23 protein-coding genes are annotated in these 17410 nt (G+C 28.5%); 20 read left to right on the forward strand and 3 right to left on the reverse strand.

Annotated features, from left to right (window positions below):
• Window positions 1-30: 30 nt before the first annotated feature.
• From ABIV_RS02180 to rimM, 11 genes are all read left to right on the forward strand, one after another.
• Entirely contained in the window at window positions 31-516 is a 486-nt protein-coding gene (locus tag ABIV_RS02180) for a 5-(carboxyamino)imidazole ribonucleotide mutase (protein WP_114838333.1), read from the forward strand.
• Window positions 517-524: 8 nt separating this feature from the next.
• Window positions 525-758, forward strand: coding sequence for a glutaredoxin family protein (locus ABIV_RS02185; protein WP_114838334.1), 234 nt, complete (start codon window positions 525-527; stop codon window positions 756-758).
• Complete coding sequence (glyQ, locus tag ABIV_RS02190) at window positions 759-1697, forward strand: glycine--tRNA ligase subunit alpha (protein ID WP_114838335.1); 939 nt, start codon at window positions 759-761, stop codon at window positions 1695-1697.
• Between the two features lie 9 nt (window positions 1698-1706).
• Entirely contained in the window at window positions 1707-2462 is a 756-nt protein-coding gene (locus ABIV_RS02195; protein WP_114838336.1) for a Nif3-like dinuclear metal center hexameric protein, read from the forward strand.
• Window positions 2455-3174, forward strand: a complete 720-nt coding sequence (locus ABIV_RS02200) for a zinc ribbon domain-containing protein (RefSeq protein WP_114838337.1) — start codon at window positions 2455-2457, stop codon at window positions 3172-3174. The genes ABIV_RS02195 and ABIV_RS02200 overlap by 8 nt, the downstream gene beginning before the upstream one ends.
• The gene (gene waaA / locus ABIV_RS02205) at window positions 3174-4322 is read left to right on the forward strand and encodes a lipid IV(A) 3-deoxy-D-manno-octulosonic acid transferase (protein ID WP_114838338.1); all 1149 of its coding nucleotides are present in this window, start codon (window positions 3174-3176) and stop codon (window positions 4320-4322) included. Before ABIV_RS02200 ends, waaA begins: the two co-directional genes overlap by 1 nt.
• Window positions 4309-5055: a pseudouridine synthase family protein gene (locus tag ABIV_RS02210; RefSeq protein ID WP_114838339.1), complete on the forward strand. Its 747-nt coding sequence runs from the start codon at window positions 4309-4311 to the stop codon at window positions 5053-5055. Before waaA ends, ABIV_RS02210 begins: the two co-directional genes overlap by 14 nt.
• A gap of 153 nt (window positions 5056-5208) precedes the next feature.
• Window positions 5209-6570: a signal recognition particle protein gene (ffh, locus tag ABIV_RS02215; RefSeq protein ID WP_114838340.1), complete on the forward strand. Its 1362-nt coding sequence runs from the start codon at window positions 5209-5211 to the stop codon at window positions 6568-6570.
• Window positions 6571-6658: 88 nt separating this feature from the next.
• Window positions 6659-6889: a 30S ribosomal protein S16 gene (rpsP, locus tag ABIV_RS02220; protein WP_114838341.1), complete on the forward strand. Its 231-nt coding sequence runs from the start codon at window positions 6659-6661 to the stop codon at window positions 6887-6889.
• 20 nt (window positions 6890-6909) lie between these two features.
• Complete coding sequence (locus tag ABIV_RS02225; RefSeq protein WP_114838342.1) at window positions 6910-7149, forward strand: KH domain-containing protein; 240 nt, start codon at window positions 6910-6912, stop codon at window positions 7147-7149.
• Window positions 7149-7679 carry a ribosome maturation factor RimM gene (gene rimM / locus ABIV_RS02230; protein WP_114838343.1) on the forward strand — a complete coding sequence of 177 codons (531 nt, stop codon included), beginning with the start codon at window positions 7149-7151 and terminating at the stop codon, window positions 7677-7679. The genes ABIV_RS02225 and rimM overlap by 1 nt, the downstream gene beginning before the upstream one ends.
• Window positions 7680-7686: 7 nt before the next feature.
• Here the strand turns inward: rimM and ABIV_RS13560 are convergent, their stop codons facing one another.
• Genes ABIV_RS13560 through flgG form a run of 3 tightly spaced genes read right to left on the reverse strand, consistent with a single transcriptional unit; the run spans window position 7687 to window position 10096 of the window.
• Complete coding sequence (locus ABIV_RS13560; RefSeq protein WP_121499728.1) at window positions 7687-8859, reverse strand: hypothetical protein; 1173 nt, start codon at window positions 8857-8859, stop codon at window positions 7687-7689.
• A gap of 3 nt (window positions 8860-8862) precedes the next feature.
• A complete protein-coding gene (locus tag ABIV_RS02235; RefSeq protein WP_114838344.1) occupies window positions 8863-9288 on the reverse strand; it encodes a hypothetical protein in 426 nt (141 codons plus the stop codon).
• Between the two features lie 19 nt (window positions 9289-9307).
• Window positions 9308-10096: a flagellar basal-body rod protein FlgG gene (gene flgG, locus ABIV_RS02240; protein WP_114838345.1), complete on the reverse strand. Its 789-nt coding sequence runs from the start codon at window positions 10094-10096 to the stop codon at window positions 9308-9310.
• Between the two features lie 162 nt (window positions 10097-10258).
• On the opposite strand from flgG, the gene ABIV_RS02245 reads away from it, so the two are divergent.
• The 9 genes from ABIV_RS02245 (at window position 10259) to ABIV_RS02285 (ending at window position 17403) form a co-directional block, all read left to right on the forward strand.
• Entirely contained in the window at window positions 10259-10627 is a 369-nt protein-coding gene (locus tag ABIV_RS02245; RefSeq protein ID WP_114838346.1) for a response regulator, read from the forward strand.
• 42 nt (window positions 10628-10669) lie between these two features.
• Window positions 10670-11743: a hypothetical protein gene (locus ABIV_RS02250; RefSeq protein ID WP_205526944.1), complete on the forward strand. Its 1074-nt coding sequence runs from the start codon at window positions 10670-10672 to the stop codon at window positions 11741-11743.
• A 9-nt stretch (window positions 11744-11752) separates the two neighbouring features.
• Window positions 11753-12478, forward strand: a complete 726-nt coding sequence (locus ABIV_RS02255; protein WP_114838348.1) for a flagellar hook-basal body protein — start codon at window positions 11753-11755, stop codon at window positions 12476-12478.
• Window positions 12478-12888: a flagellar basal body rod protein FlgB gene (gene flgB / locus ABIV_RS02260; RefSeq protein WP_114838349.1), complete on the forward strand. Its 411-nt coding sequence runs from the start codon at window positions 12478-12480 to the stop codon at window positions 12886-12888. Before ABIV_RS02255 ends, flgB begins: the two co-directional genes overlap by 1 nt.
• A gap of 16 nt (window positions 12889-12904) precedes the next feature.
• Window positions 12905-14650 carry a flagellar basal-body MS-ring/collar protein FliF gene (fliF, locus tag ABIV_RS02265; RefSeq protein ID WP_114838350.1) on the forward strand — a complete coding sequence of 582 codons (1746 nt, stop codon included), beginning with the start codon at window positions 12905-12907 and terminating at the stop codon, window positions 14648-14650.
• Between the two features lie 3 nt (window positions 14651-14653).
• Window positions 14654-15661: a flagellar motor switch protein FliG gene (gene fliG / locus ABIV_RS02270; RefSeq protein WP_114838351.1), complete on the forward strand. Its 1008-nt coding sequence runs from the start codon at window positions 14654-14656 to the stop codon at window positions 15659-15661.
• The gene (locus ABIV_RS02275; RefSeq protein ID WP_114838352.1) at window positions 15661-16326 is read left to right on the forward strand and encodes a FliH/SctL family protein; all 666 of its coding nucleotides are present in this window, start codon (window positions 15661-15663) and stop codon (window positions 16324-16326) included. The genes fliG and ABIV_RS02275 overlap by 1 nt, the downstream gene beginning before the upstream one ends.
• Window positions 16327-16431: 105 nt before the next feature.
• Complete coding sequence (locus ABIV_RS02280; protein ID WP_114838353.1) at window positions 16432-16719, forward strand: FliM/FliN family flagellar motor switch protein; 288 nt, start codon at window positions 16432-16434, stop codon at window positions 16717-16719.
• A 9-nt stretch (window positions 16720-16728) separates the two neighbouring features.
• Window positions 16729-17403, forward strand: coding sequence for a flagellar hook assembly protein FlgD (locus ABIV_RS02285; protein ID WP_114838354.1), 675 nt, complete (start codon window positions 16729-16731; stop codon window positions 17401-17403).
• Window positions 17404-17410: the final 7 nt, after the last annotated feature.

Genomic DNA, 17410 nt, shown 5'->3' on the forward strand with positions numbered 1-17410 from the left:
TCACGGGTTTAAAAAATCACAGGTGAGAAAATGAAGTTTGTATCTGTTATTCTAGGTAATAAATCTGACTATGAAACAATGAAGTATAGTGTTGAAACTTTTGATAAGTTTGATGTAAAATATGAGATTATTGTTTCTTCCGCCCTAAAGTCTCCGAAGAGAACTGAACAGTATGTATTAGATGCAGAAAAAAAAGGAGCAGTTATTTTTATAACAGCCTCTAAAGTTGTTTCTCATTTAGCTGGAATGGTAAGTGCTTTAACTACGAAACCAGTTATTTCTCATCAAACAAAAGATAGTAATGCCGATGAATCTTTTTCTTCAGTGTGTACACCAGCAGGGATTCCTGTATGTAATACAACACTTGGTGAAACTGGGGCAATAAATGCTGCATATTTTGCTATGCAAATTTTAGCAATTACTGATAAAGAGTTAGCTGTAAAATTAAAAGAAGATAGAATTATTCAATCAAAAAAAATTGAGACTGATTCTAAAAGTATTGAAGTAATTTTATAGTATTACAAATGAAACCTGTAGCATTATTTGTACTACCAAAATGTAGCCATTGTGATAGTGCTAAGGCTTACTTTAAATCAAAAAAGATTAGATATAATCTTATTGATGTAACAAAAAATAAACAAGCATTAAAAGATTGTCAAAAACATGGATGCAAAGGTGCTCCTGTGATATTAATTGGAAACACATGGATATGTGGTTTTGATAAACAAAAAATAAATAAAGAGTTAGGAATAAAATAGATGGTAACATTTTCAGAAATTCTATTAAAACTTCAAGAGTTCTGGGCAAAACAAGGATGTAATATTGTACAACCTTATGATGTTCCTGCTGGTGCTGGAACTTTCCACCCTGCAACATTACTTAGAAGTTTAGATTCAACTCCTTGGAGTACAGCTTATGTTGCACCAAGTAGAAGACCAACTGATGGAAGATATGGTGAAAACCCAAATAGATTAGGGGCTTACTATCAGTTCCAAACTTTAATAAAACCTAGTCCAGATAATATTCAAGATTTATATTTACAATCATTAGAGTATTTAGGATTAGACCTTTCAAAACATGATATTAGATTTGTAGAAGATAACTGGGAATCTCCAACTTTAGGAGCATGGGGACTTGGTTGGGAAGTATGGCTTGATGGAATGGAAGTAACACAATTTACATATTTCCAACAAGTTGGAGGTCTAGCTTGTGACCCAGTAGCTGTTGAGATTACTTATGGTACAGAAAGATTAGCAATGTATCTACAAGGTGTTGATTCTGTATTTGATATTGTATGGAATAAAAATGACTTTGGAACTACAACTTATGCAGATGTACATAAAGAAGGAGAGTATGAGTTCTCTAAATATAACTTTGAAGTAGCAAATACACAAATGCTATTTAGACACTTTGAAGATGCTTTTAATGAGTGCAAATCTTGTTTAGAAGCAGGGCTTCCTCTTCCAGCTTATGATCAATGTATGATTGCTTCTCATGCTTTTAATACACTAGATGCAAGAAAAGCTATCTCTGTAACAGAGAGACAAAACTATATACTTAAAGTTAGAGAGTTAGCACAAGGTTGTGCTGTACTTTATAAAGAACAAGAAGTTCAAAGACTAGAAAAAGTAGGAAGTGAGTCTGCTAAACAAGCTTTAGCAAATTTAAAAGAGAAAAACCCAGAATTATTTGTTTAGGAATAAATTTTGAAAATAAAAGATATATATAATTTTTTAAATGAGCTTTCACCTTTTGAGCTACAAGAGAAGTGGGATAACTCAGGTCTTTTAATTGGTAACTTTGAAGATGAGGTTAATAAAGTATATATCTCAATAGATTTAGATGAAGAGATAGTTGATACTATGGAGGAAAACTCACTAGTTATCACTCATCATCCTCTAATCTTTTCAGCACTTAGAACAATAAATTATGATACTTATAGTTCTAAGTTAGTAAAAAAATTAATTCAAAAAAATATTGCATTAATTTCAATGCATACAAATATTGATAAAACTCATTTAAATAAATATGTTGCAAAAGAAATTTTAGGTCTTGATGTAATTGATAGTGAAGAGTTTATCTGTTATGTAATAGTAGATGATAGTTTTGAAAACTTTGCAAAAAGGATTTCAAAAAGTTTAGGATTAGAATATTTAAAATATGTTAAATGCAATGAAAAAGTAAAAAAAGTTGCTTTAGTAACTGGTGCAGGTATGTCATTAATAAATGAAGTAAAAGCTGATCTGTTTTTAACAGGAGATATAAAATATCATGATGCTATGGAAGCAAAAGCAAGAGGGATTTCTCTAATTGATATTAGGCATTACGAAAGTGAAAAATACTTCAGCCCTTTATTAGAGGGACTTATTAGTGAATATTTGAAAAAAAATCAATTAAAAGCTATAATAACAGCTTCAAAAAACCCATTTAAGTTTTGTACACAAGGAGACACGGTTGAATAAGTATTTACAAGATTTAGTAAAACTATCTAAATATGATAGTTCTATTAGTATGTTTGAACCAAAAATAGAGAATGAAAAAGCAAAGTTATCTACATTTATTGAAGTAGCAGAAGCTATTAAAACTTCAATTAATGATACATATGCACATATTGATGATGTAAAATCAAAAAGAACAAAAAACAACATTCATTTAGCTGAATTAAAAACAAAATTAGATGATATTTCTAGAAAGCACAATGAAGTTACAAATGAAAAAGAAGTAAAAGCTTTACAATTAGAAGAAGAGATTGCTAAAGAGCAAATTACTTTTGCAAATGAAGAGATTGAAAGATTAGATGAGATTGCAGCTGCTAAAGAAGAAGAGTTAAAAGAGTTACAAGCTAAATTAACAGAAGAAGAAGAATCAATCAAAGAGATTCAAATTGCAGTTGATAATGCTATTGATGAAATTAATCAAGAAAGAAATGTAGTTTATCAACAAAGAAGTGAATTATTAGAAAAATTTGATAATAAAATTTTAACATTCTATGAAAAAATTAGAAGATGGGCTAAAGATTCAGCAGTGGTTCCTGTTGTAGATCAAGCGTGTTATGGTTGTTTTATGAAAATTAATGACAAAACTTATTCAGAAGTTATTAAATCAGAAGAGATTATCAACTGTCCACACTGTGGAAGAATTCTTTATAAAGAAGTTGAGACTGAAGAGGCTTAATTTTGAGCCTTTTTAGTTTTTTTTATTATTTACTTACACTATTTATTTATATCCTAGCAATCCCTTATTTATTATATAAAACAAGAAATAAAAAATATAAAGAAGCAATTCCTGCTAAGTTTTTTTTGAAAAACAATAACTCTTTTGAAAAGAGTTCTATTTGGTTTCATGTTTGTTCTATGGGAGAAGCAAAAGCAATAAAACCTCTGGTTGAAAGTTTAGATGAAACAAATATAAGTGTAATAACAAATACAGGTTTTGAAGAAGCTAAAAGTTTATCTACAAATGTAAGATATCTTCCTTTTGAAATCTTTTTACCCCTATGGATAAATAGACAAAAAGCTTTAGTAGTTATGGAAGCAGAGCTTTGGTATTTTCTTTTTCTTTTTGCAAAAAAAAGAGGAGCAAAAACTTATTTAATAAATGCAAGAATTTCAGATAAGTCTTATAACTCTTATAAAAGATTTTCTTTTTTTTATAAAAAAGTATTTGCAAACATAGATAAAATTTTTGCTCAAACACAAGAAGATAAAGAGAGATTATTAGAACTTGGAGCAAAAGAAGTTGAAGTTATTGGAAATATTAAATTAGCCCAACTTCCAAAAGTTACAAAAGAGTTTACTAAACCTGATGAAACATTAATTACAGCAGGAAGTACTCATGAAAAAGAAGAGGAACTAATTTTAAACGCTTATAAAAGAGAGTTTGGTAAATTAGTAATAGTTCCAAGACATCCAGAGAGATTTGAAAAGGTTGCTAAATTACTTGCTGATTATGCAAAGAAAAATTCTCTTTCATTTCATAGATTTTCAAAGCAAGAAGACTTTTCTTCTGATATAATTTTAGTTGATAAATTAGGAGAACTTAATAATATCTACGCAGTTTCAGATATTGTTATTTTAGGAGGAGCCTTTGCTAATGTTGGAGGTCATAATCCTGTAGAACCAGCTTATTTTGGATGTAAGCTTATTTCAGGAAAGAGAATTTTTAATCAAAAGTCTCTTTTTGAGTGTGTTAAGAACTATAAAATCATTGAAGATGATGAGTTAAAACTGACACTAGAAAATATTAAAAATATAGAAAAATCATCTTTAGTTCAAAAAGGTGATATAAAGCCAATATTAAAGGAATTAAATGGCATACGATAAAGCATACAAAGTTCTTGCAAAACAAGAAGGAATTTCAAATTCAAAAGCAAAAGAGCTTATTGATAAAGGTTTAGTAAGAGCTCAAGGGAAAAAAGTATTAATTGCAAGAGGTGAAATTGATATAAATACTAAATTTTCAGTAAAAGATGTTGCTGATGTTAAAGTGATTTTTCAAGATAATGATATTTTAGCTGTAAATAAACCAGCTTTTTTAACCTCTGATGAAATAGCTAAAAAGTACCCAAAAGCAATTATGCTTAATAGACTTGATAAAGAGACAAGTGGTGTAATGCTTTTTGCAAAGAATGAAGAGTTTCAGAAAAAAGCGATTAAAGAGTTTAAATCAAATAATGTCTATAAAGAGTATGTAGCAATTGTTGATGGAAAAGTTATTGATGAAATCGAGATTGATAAACCAATTTTAACTACAAAAGATAGAGGACAAGCAAAATCAAAAGTAGATAAAAAAGGGAAACCAGCAAAAACAACTGTTTATCCAATGTTTGTTGAGGGAAATAAATCAAAAGTAAGAGTAGTAATTGATACAGGAAGAACTCATCAAATTCGTGTGCACTTAAATTATATTGGTTTACCTATTATTGGAGATACAATTTATGGAAAACCAGTAGCTAATATTAATAGAGTATTACTTCATTCAAAAAGAACAAAAATATTTGATTATGATTTTGAAGCTGTAGAGCCAAGAGAATTTAAGGTGTATGACTTTAATTAAAATTTAAGTTTACTAAAATCTAAATCTCCCTTATTTTGGGAGTTTTAGAAAAAAATAAATTTAAAAAATCCTTAAATCTTAAAAAGGTTTAAACTAACTTAAAGTATATTTTTAATATAATCCACAAAATTTATAAAAAGTTTGGAGTTTATTTTGTTTGATTCACTAACCGGTTCGATAAGAAATGCTGTTAATAAAATAAGACATAAAGATGACGCTGCTTCTCTAAAAAAAGCAGTTTTAGAACTTAGAAAATCATTATTAAAAGCTGATGTTCATCACAAGACGACAAAAGATTTAGTAACGGCAATTGAATTAGAAACAAAAAAGAATGGTATTGGACAAGATTCATTCTTAAAAGCATTAAGAGACGAATTAACAAATGTTCTTACTACAGAAGGAAATCAAGGTTTTGTTTTCGCTTCTACTCCTCCAACAACTATTTTAATGACAGGGCTTCAAGGTTCTGGTAAGACAACAACAACTGGTAAGTTAGCAAATTATTTAAAATTAAGAAAGAAAAAAGTTTTAGTAGCTGCTTGTGACTTACAAAGATTAGCAGCGGTTGAACAATTAAAACAAATTGCAGCTCAAATTGAAGTAGATATTTACTTTGATGATAATGAAAAAGATCCAATTAAAATTGCATTAGCAGCACAAGAAAAAGCTAAAAAAGAGCATTTTGATGTTCTTTTAATAGATACAGCTGGACGACTTGCAATTGATGAAGAGTTAATGCAACAACTTCATGATGTAAAAAAAGCAGTAAATCCAAATGAGATTTTTTATGTTGCAGATTCTTTAACAGGACATGATGCAACTAAAACAGCAACTACATTCAAAGAAAAAATTGGTATTGATGGAGTTGTTCTTTCTAAATATGATGGTGATACTAAAGGTGGTGTTGCTATCTCTATTGCACATCAAGTTGGAGTACCTTTAAGATTTATTGGTATTGGTGAAAAAATGCCAGACCTTGAAGTATTTATCCCAGATAGAATTGTTTCTAGATTAATGGGAGCAGGGGATATTGAAGGTCTTGCAGAAAAAACAGCTGCAGTTATTGATGAGAAAAAAGCAAAAGAAGTATCTAAAAAGATTAAAAAAGGTGAATTTAACTTTAATGACTTTTTAGATCAATTATCAATGATGAGTAAATTAGGTTCTATGAAATCAATTCTTGGAATGATTCCAGGTCTTTCTCAAATGGCTGGACCGATAAAAGATATGGATTTTGAAAATTCTGATGAGATTAAAAGAATTAAAGCTTTAATTGGTTCTATGACTCCTAAAGAAAGAGAAAATCCAGATTTAATGAATCCAAGTAGAAAAAGAAGAATTTCTGTTGGTTCTGGACTTTCAGAGATGCAAGTAAATAAAATATTAAAGCAATTCAAAAATGCTTCAAAAATGGCTAAGAAACTTTCTTCTAAAGGTGGAATGAAAGGTTTACAAAATATGATGAAGCAGATGCAAGGTGCAGGTGGTCCAGGAGGACTAAACTTACCTAGATAAGGTAATAATTAAATAGTATTGAGTTGTAAACTTAAAAATAAAGAAGAGTTTAGAATTCAATACTATAAATAAACAGAAGGAAAAAAACATGACAGTAATTAGATTAACTAGAATGGGTAGAAATAAAAAACCATTTTACAGAATCGTTGTAACAGACTCTAGAAAAAGAAGAGATTCAGGATGGATTGAATCTATTGGATACTATAACCCAGTTGTAGAGCCAAAAATATTAAAATTAGATGAAGAGAGATACAACTATTGGTTAAGCGTTGGTGCTAAACCATCTGAGAGAGTTAAGAAATTAGCTGAAAAAAAGTAAATTTATTATAAGATTTTATCATGATTACTAAATTTATAGAAAACTATGCAAAACTTATAGTGAGTTACCCAGAAGATGTTAGTCTTTCAACTAATATAGTTGATGAGACTTTTACTGAGATTACTATTAAAGCTAATAGTGCAGATATCGGTAAGCTTATCGGTAAAAATGGTAACATGATAAATGCACTTAAAACTATGGCAAATGGTTGCAAGGCAAAAGATGGTGTATCTTACAAAATACAAGTGTTATCTATTTAATGAATGATAAAATCTACGTTGCTAAATTAGGAAAAGCAGTAGGATTAAAAGGTCATTTAAGACTTTTTATTGACTCTGATTTTCCTGAGCAATTTAAAAAAGGCGCAAGCTTTACTACTAACAAAAAACTTGATTTAACTATTGAAGAATACAATCCAAATAGAGATTTAATTAAATTTGTTGATTATGATGATGTAGATACAGCTAAAAAGCTTACTAATCAATTTTTATATGTATCTATAGAACAAACTAAACAAAGCTGTAATTTAAAAGATAATGAGCACTTTTGGTTTGATATAATTGATTGTGAAATTCTTGAAGAAAGCAAGCAACTTGGTAAAGTTGTTGAAATCCACAGATATCCTTTAACTGATTATTTAGAAATTAAAACTTCAAATGATTTAGTAGAGCAAGGATTTCCAAAAACTTTTTTAGTACCTTATGATATGAGTTCTTATATTTTAGAGGTAGATATTGAAAATAAAACTATAAAGACAAATAAAGCTTATGAGATACTAGAAAACTCGTAAAAGTTTTCTAATATTTACATCTCTTTTCATACTCTTCTTTAGTAAAGTCTACTAAATAAGCCTCTTTATATCCACTTTCCATTAATGTATTAAATACTTTAGTTCTTTCTTTCATAGAGTCATATGGACCAAAGTAAATCTCTATTCTATTTTTTGTATCTCTACATAAAGATATCTTCTTATCAATGTTTTCTATTTTTTCTAAATACTCTTTATGTAAATCACCTTTTATTACAGCAACATTAATAAATGGTAAGAATAGATTTGCATTCATTATTTCATCTTCTTTTGTAGGGATAGGTGTTTCTTCTATAGGAAGGTTTACATCTGTAGGAACTTGAGTCTCTTCATTATTTGATGTAGTTGAAGTTTCCTCTTTCATCTCATCAGTATTAGTAGTAGAGTTTTCTTTATTATCATTAACAATTTCTGTCATAGTAGAAGTAGTTTTTTTATTCTCTAACTCTTTTAATAATTGATTTTTTTGATCTTCAAACTCTTGTTTTATTTGAGCTTGAAATTTTAAAAACTCTTCTTGTTCTTTTTGAATAGCAACCTGTCTCTCTTCTAATAATTGTTTCTCTTTTTCTAAAGCTTCTTTCTCTTTTGCAAGTTTTTCTTCTTCTTTTTTCTTTTCATCTTCTAAAGCTTTTTGTTCAGCTTCTTTTCTTTTTTGTTCTTCTTCTTGAATTCTTTTTTCTTCAGCTTCAAGCTCTTCTTTATCAAGAATTTCTGTTTTAGTTAACATTTTAAGTTTTTGATTTAATTTATTTTTATCAATATCATTAATATCTACTTCAGGTTTTTTTTCTACTTTAATAGCTTGTGCTTTAGGCATCTCTTCTTTCACTTCTTCATCATCATAAAAACCTGTTAAGTAAAGAATAGTACCAATTGTAAGTATAATTGAAAGACCAGCAATAACTGCAATTAATAGTTTAAGAATTTTTGGCTTTTTCTTTTGTACCGGAGCTTCATCATTATCTTCATTTTCAATAGTATTATTATCATAATCACTATTTTGTGAAACATCATCTATTCCCTCTGTATTTGTAAGCTCATTTTGTTCTTCATTATTTGGAACGGGTTCAAGTGAATCTTCATTTGAATCAAAGTTTTGATCTTTATCTTGTTCTAAACCTAACTCTTCAATTATTTCTTGATCTGTTTTTTCTGCCATTTGTTACTCTTTATTTTGTTTTCTTTTTTCTCTTTGCTTTGCTAAGATTTTTTCTTTGTTTTTTTTATAATACTCTTTTCTATACTCTTTTAACTCTTCTTTCTTTCTCTCTCTATAAGCTTTATCATAATTAAGTCTCTCTTTTTTATTCTCTTTATAATAATCTTTTTTTTGTTTTTTATAATCTTCAATTTTTTTTATAATTTGATCTTTTCGATCATCAATATGCGTTTTTTGCTTTTTTGCAATTAACTTCATATTTTTTAGAAAGTTCTCTTCATTTAACTCTTCAGAATAATCTATTTCTTTAAAGTCTTTATACTTAGCAGGAGAATCTTTAGTTTTACTTTTTAAATAATATTCTCTTTTTTTCTTTTTATGTTTTAAAAAATTCTCTTCTCTAAGTTTTTTTAGTTTTTCTAAATCCATGGACTTATATAATTAACTATTATCTTTTTAATCTATTAACTGTATCAAGCATACTATCTGTTGTAGTAATTGCTTTTGAGTTAGCTTCATAAGCTCTTTGTGCAGTAATTAAATCTACCATTTCATTTACTAACTTAACATTTGAAAGTTCAATCATCCCTTGTCTTAAAGCTCCAAGTTGATCTTCAGTTGGATTTCCATCAATTGGGTCACCAGATGCCTCACTTGCTCTATATAAAGACTCTCCTATTGGAGTAAGTCCTGCTGGGTTAATAAAGTCAGTAATTGTGATTTGTCCTATCTCTACTTCTTCTTCAGTTGCAGGATCTTTACCTGTAACAATACCATCAGTACCTATAGAGATATCCACTAAGTTATCAGGAATAGTAATTTGAGGTTCAAGTAGGTATCCATTTCCATTTACTATATTACCTTCATCACTTACTTTGAATTGCCCATTTCTAGTATAAGCAATTTCTCCATTTGGAAGAGTGATTTGAAAGAAACCTTTCCCTTCAATTGCTATATCAAGTGGATTTGAAGTATTTTTTAAATCCCCTTGTAAAAAGTCTTTTTGAATACCAGAAATTCTAACACCAAGTCCTACATCCATTCCCGTAGGATTAATTGTATTTTGAGAAGTTCTTCCAGCTGTATAATTAAGACTTTCGTACATTAAGTCCTGAAATTCTGCTCTATCTTTTTTAAAACCAGCAGTGTTTACATTTGAGATATTATTAGATGTTACATCAATTTGATGCTGCATAGAATTCATTCCAGTGGCTGCAGTATATAAACCTCTTATCATGGTATTCCTTTAAATTAAAGTAATGTTAAAAGATTATATTTAAAGTACTTTTAAACTTTGATAAATTCTATTAAGCAATTTTTTATTTATTAAGTATAAATTTAAATCAAATTTTATATAATGTATAGATTTGAATATAGTTTTTTTGATAAGGGTTAAATTATGAAAATTTTGATAGTAGATGATAGTTCTACAATGAGAAGAATCATTGGGAATGTTGTTATGCAGTTAGGTTTTGCAAAAGATGATTTTGATGAGGCTGAAGACGGGGTTAAAGCATGGAAATTATTAAGTGAAAGTCAATATGATATTATTTTAACTGACTGGAATATGCCTAATATGAATGGTCTAGACTTAGTTAAAAAAGTTAGATCAGAAGGTAACCATCAAAAAGTTCCAATTATTATGATTACTACAGAAGGTGGTAAAAGTGAAGTTATTACAGCATTAAAAGCTGGTGTAAATAACTATATTGTTAAGCCATTCAACGCACAAGTTTTAAAAGAGAAACTTGATGGAGTTTTAAAATAATAAATAATAGTATATAGTACCAATAAAGGTTTTAAAATGAGTATGAGTCAAGAAGAAATTGAAGCTTTAATGAATGGTTTAGACTTTGAGGATGATAGTCCAAAACAAGAGACTAAATCTGCAGAGGAAACTATTCAAGGGACACAAGAAGAGCCTCAAGAAGCGACTACAGAAAGTTCAACAATGTCTGAAGATGATATTAACGAGCTTATTGCCCAGACAGAAGAAATAGTAAATAATAAAGAAGAAAATATTGAAGAAGAGTCTGTTGATGATATTTTAAATAATATTGAAGAAACAGTACCTTCTATTGAAACTTCAGATAATATTGATGATATTTTAAATGAAGTTGAAAATATTGAAGAAATAAAAGAAGAGATATCTGAAGATATTATTCCTCCTTCTGAAGAAGTTTCAGAAGCTATAGCAGAAGAAGAGAACAGTGAAGAAAACTTTGATGATATTTTAGCTTCAATAGATGGAATTCAAGATGCTGGTAGTTCAGTTGAAGAGCCTAAAATTGAAGAAGAAAAGAAACCTGATGTAGATGAAGAAGATATTGATTTTAAAATCAATAGTGGAGTATTTCCTTTGCCAGTAGAACAAGACACTAAAGTAGTAAATCAATTAAGTCAAGTTGCAAATGACTCTGAAGAAAAAGCAACAAAAATCTTTGATGTATTAAGTAATATTCTTGATTATAATAATGAAATACAAAATGATGTTCAAGAATTAGCTTCATTTAACGAAAAACAAACAGCAATGTTATCTTCTTTAAATCAAAAATTTCCTAAAATAGGAGCATTTAAAGAGAATTTAGAACAAGCTGAAAAAATGGGAGATTTTATTTCTGATATTAATGAAAAGTTAAATAATGGAAATATGGAAATCTTTCAAGCAATGGAATTAATGCAGTACCATGATATTAATAGGCAAAAAATTGAAAGAGTAATGTCTGTAATTAGAAAACTTACTGTATATCTTAATAACCTTTTTGAAGATGAAAATGGATATCAAGAAATTGCAGTTGCAAAACATATCCATGGAGATTCATCAACTGGTGATTTAATGGCAGAAGACGATTTAGATGCATTAATTGCAGAATTTAATAATTAGGAGAATCCAATGGCAAAGTACCCTTTAGCAGCATCAATGATTAATCAAATCAATAGAATTGATATGATTTCAAATAATTTAGCAAATGTAAATACTGTTGGGTTTAAGCAAGAAGGGACAACAGAGGGTTCATTTAATTATTATTTACAAAGAGCGCAACAAGATGGGTTTAATCCAACTAAATTAAATGAAGTTGTTAATACTATTCCTAAAATGGATACAAAATATATACATGCTGAAATGGGTCCTATTGTAAGTACTGGAAACGCCTTAGATTTTTCACTAACACAATCAGATACTTTTTTTAAAGTAAGAGATGAAAAAAGTGGAGAAGTAGTATATACAAGAGATGGCTCTTTTAAAAATCTAAATGGTATGTTGGTTGATTCAAATGGTCAAGCTGTTTTATCAATTGATGATGAGCCTATTGCTATTGAAGCAGGTGAATATTTTCAAGGTGAAATTGGAGTAGTTAAAATAAATTATGATGATTTAGAAAAATATAAAGATAATAATTTTAAAATAAAAGAAGCTGGTGTAAATATTGAACAATTAGAGAATAATGATGGTCAATTTATGCAAGGTTCTTTAGAAAAATCAAATGTAAATAGTGTTTCTTCAATGGTTGCTTTAATTGATGCACATAGAAGATTAGAACAAGCTCAAAAAGCAATTCAATCAGAAAGTGAAATGAATGAAGTGCTAGTTCAAAAAATTGGGGATACAAGTAAATAATGGAAGCAAGTAGTGTAACAGGATTACTTTTTAAGCACTTAAGTTTTAGAAGTGATAGACAAAATGTAATTTCAAGTAATATTGCTAATGTTAATACTCCTGCATATAAAACAAAAGACTTAGTATTTGAAGATGAATTAAGTAGAGCTAATAAACAAAAAGACCTCGATTTATTTGTAACAAATACAAAACACATAAATCCTTCATTAAATCAGATTGACAAATTAAATGAACCTAGGTTAGTTGAAGTAAAAGGATTAAAAGAACAAAATGATGGTAATAATGTAAGCTTAGATAATCAAATGAGTGAAATGTCAAAAAATAAGATTATTTTTGATGCTATACAATCATCAATTAAAAAAGATTCAAGACTTTTTAGGTCAGTTATTGAGTCATCACAAAAAAACTAATTAGGATTATTATTTTATGGATCAACTTTTAAAGTTTATTAACAACTTAAATGCTGCACAAAGAGCCGTAATAATTGGAGGTTTTTCAATTCTTTTTGTGCTGTTAGTTGGGTTATTAATTTACTCAAATATAAAAGCAGAAGATAAAAAACTAAATTATACAATTGCAAGTAATTTAACAAAAAATCAAGTTATGATGGCTAGTAATGAACTTGAAGCTTCAGGGGTTCCTTTTTCTGTAATTGGAAGTGGAAACTCACTAACACTTAAAACATCTAAAGAATTTATAAATATTGCAAAAATAAAACTTGTTACAAGTGAAGCAGCTACAAGCAAACATGTGGGTTGGGAAATATTTGAAAAATCATCTTTAGGAACTACAAATTTTGAAAATAATGTTAAGTTTTTAAGAGCAACAGAGGGAGAATTATCAAGGTCTTTAGAGTCACTTTCTGGAGTTTTAAGTGCAAGTGTAAAAATTGCAATTCCTAAAAATACTATTTTTACAGAAAGAAAAACAGATCCAACAGCTTCAGCAGTACTTTCATTAAAACCTGGAGTTTTTTTAACTCAAAAACAAATTGATGGTATTAAAAACTTTATAGCTTCAGCTATTCCTGATTTAAAAACTGAAAATATTAAACTTATTGACCAAGATGGTGCTTTATTACAATTATCAAATGATGATATTGAAAATGAAAAATCATTAACACAAAATAAATATAAACAAAAACTTGAAAAAGATTATGAAAAGAAGATAGTTGAGTTATTAGAACCAGTTGTTGGAATTGGAAGAGTTGTAGCAAGAGTTACAATGGAACTTGATTTCAAAAAAAGACATGTTCAAGAAGAGATATATGAACCTGAAGGAACAATAAGAAGTCAGCAAACAACTGAAAATAGTTCAAGCTCAATGGGTGGAAATGCAGGTACTGGTGGTACTGCAGGTGTTGAAAATAATATTCAAGAACCTGATGAAGCAAATGGAAACAATGGAATTAATTCAAATAGTGAAAGTACAAAAAGTATAACAAACTATGAAATTTCTAAAAAAATTATTGATGAAAAAAGTAATAACTATTCATCTGTAAAAAAAGTAAGTGCTGCTGTAACTTTTGATTCATCAGTTTTTGAAAATAGTGAAAATAAGGAAGAATTTGTCTCTTCTATTGAATCTATTGTACAAGAAACAATTGGCTTTAATGCAAAAAGAGGAGATAAAATTGCAGTAAAAGCCTTTAAATTTGTTACAATGAAAGATGCAAAAGTACAATTAGATGAAAATGGAAATCCTATATCTGTAAGTGGGAATGCAGAAGATTCATCTATTGATAATTTATCTATGGTAAGATCAATTTTAAAAGAGTTTAGTGAATATTTCCAATATTTAATTGCTGCAATTCTTTTATTTATTTTCTATAAGAAATTTATAGTTAACCATGAAGTTGTTATCTTAGGAGATGATGGGAAAAGAAAAGTAGATGCAGATGGAAATCCTATAGATGATGCTTTTATGAATGAATTCTTAGGGGACTATGAGCAAGAGTTTGATTCTAATACTGCAAAAGGCAGATTAAAATCAAAAGTTAAAAGTCAAATTATGAATAATATCGAAGGCTTAGATGAAGAGAGTGCTGCAAAATATGAAGTACTTATTGAAGCCTTAGATAAAGAGATAAATAATAATCCAGAAGAGATTGCAAGAATGATTGAACTACTTTTATCAGAAGGTAGTGCAAAATTTAAACCAGAAAGAAAATAGAAAATGGCTGACGATAATAAAGATATATTAAAAGGGATGTCTATGCTTAGTAAGGTTGCACATTTTTGTGTCCTTATTGGCGAAGATGCAACTGTAAAAATTTTTCAACATTTACCTAAAAATATTGTTGAAGATATTTCTACTGAAATCACAATGATATCTTCAATTGATAAAGAGATTTCCTTAGCTATTTTAGAAGAGTTTCACCTTTTTACTAGGTCTAAAAACTTTATTAGTTCTGGTGGATATGATTATGCAAAAGATATTTTATATAAATCTTTAGGTAAAGGAGAAGCAGATGAAGTTTTAGCAAAACTTTCACGGATGAAACTTGCTGCTCAATCATTTGCTTATTTAGATGCAATTAATCCAAAACAATTATCAGACTTTATTAAAGATGAATCTCCTCAAACTATTGCAGTAATTCTATCTCATATGGAAGCTTCAAAAGCTGCTGATGTATTAATGCAACTTGAAGAAGATATAAAAGTTAAAGTAACAATGCAAATGGCTACAATTAAAGATGTATCTCCAGATGTAGTTCGCACTATTTCTGTAGTATTAGAGAAAAAACTAGAATCTTTATTATCATCTATTGTTGATGTTGGTGGTGTAAAAGTTGTTGCTGATATGTTAAATAGAGTAGGTCCAAAATCACAAGATATTCTTAAAAATATTAATGGTGTTGATACTTCATTAGCTACAAAAATTAAAGAGAATATGTTTGTATTCGAGGATCTATTAAAACTAGATTCAGAATATGTTATGAAAATTTTACAAAATGTTGATACCGCAGATGTTGCAGTTGCAATGAAAAATGCTACAGAAGATGATATGACAAAAATTACTTCAGCTATGTCGCAAAGAGCAAGTGATAGATTTAAAGAAGAGTTTGAAATGCTTACTAAAGTTAAAATTAAAGACATTGAAGCTGCACAAAGAAAAATGCTTGATGTTGCACAGAAGATGATTGAAGAAGGTGCAATTGATAGAGATATGGATGATAACTAATGAATAAAAGTAATAATGTATACTCAAGTGCAAAAGTTGTAAAAAATAGTGAAGTACAAGAGTATCAGTTAGGAACATTTGTACAAGATGAAGCAGGCCAAACACAACAAGTGAATCTTCCTCCAGCGGTTTTAAATACTAGCAATATCAATGGTGATATGGAAGCTGTACTAACAGGGATTAAGAACTTAAATAATCAATTAAATGAAATGAACTCTAAAATAGTAAATCTTGAAAATAATGGGGCAACTGCAAAAGATATAGATGCCCAAGTTGTTCAAGCAATTAAAGATTTAAAACATTATGCTAACTTCTTTGAGCAAGCTACTTTTCAAATGGAGACTAAGTTACTTAAAACTTCTATCTCAATAGCTCAAAAAATCATTGCAATCGAAATTGGAGAGAACTCTTCTGCAATAGCAAAACAGACAATAACACACCTTTTAGATAAAATTAAAAATGCTTCAAAAGTAAAAATACATTTAAACCCAAAAGATTTTGAACTTTTAAGAAATGAGTTAAAATTAGAGAGCTTTATTCAATTAGTTGAAGATCCTAATGTTACAGCTGGTGGAGTAGTAATTGCTAGTGATTTAGGAAATTTCGATGGTAATATTGAAGCAAAAGTAAGTACAATGCTTGAATCTTTAGACAACATTCTATAAAAAATTAATTCTTTAAAATTAACTATTCAAATATTTCATTATATATAATCTTTTTTACTATATTTTTGTGATATAATCTAGTAACTTAATAAATAAAGTGTATTCATGGAAATTACTGAAAGAGATTATGATTTATTAGTAGATACCGAAATTACTGTAGATGTAATGTTAGGAAGTGCAAACATTACAATAAAAGAGTTTTTAGAACTTACAGAAGGAGATATCTTATCATTAGATAAGCTTGCTGGTTCTGGAGGTGATATCTTTGTTAATAAGAGAATTATTGGTACAGGTGATATAATTGTAATTGATGAAAAACTTGCTGTTAGAGTACAAGAAGCAATGGATTCTGACAATGTAGTTAGATATTTCTTCGATGAAAAAATGAATTAGGAGATAATTATGGCAGTAGAAAATAATGTATCTGTAAATACTTCAACAGGTGTTGATGGGAACGCCTATACTTCTTCAATTAGTAACGACCAGTTAACTAATAATGACTTTTTAAGATTAATGATTGAAGAACTTAAAATGCAAGATCCAACAAAACCTATGGATTCTCAACAAATGTTATCAACTCAAATGCAAATGTCAAGTATTAATACTAACTTACAGACAATCGAAACAATGAAATATCTTGCTGATTCATTTGCTCAATCAGGACTTTCAAATGCAGCAAATGTAATTGGACGAAATATTGAAGATGGCAATGTTGGAGAAAATGGTGTAAATAAAGCATATACTGTAAGATCTGTAGAGAGTATAGATGGTGTTGTTTATTTAAAAGCTCAACAAATACTTTATATTGAAGATCAAGTAAAAGATAAAGATGGTGAGTATATTTATTATAATGTACAGGGTGAAATTTTAGATAAAGAAGGTAATAAAACTGGAAATAAAGTTGCACTTGAAGGACCAGGAAGAATTATCTTAGGTGAAGATGGAAATCCTGTTATTTTAGATAAAAATAATGAAATAATAGAAGATTCTGGATATACAGCTGATGGTACAGTAATGCCTGTTTATTCAGACCAATTAACAAGTATACCTTTTTCAAGTGTTACAAAAATATTCTAAGGATAAT

This window comes from Halarcobacter bivalviorum, from assembly GCF_003346815.1.
Classification (GTDB): Bacteria; Campylobacterota; Campylobacteria; order Campylobacterales; family Arcobacteraceae; genus Halarcobacter; species Halarcobacter bivalviorum.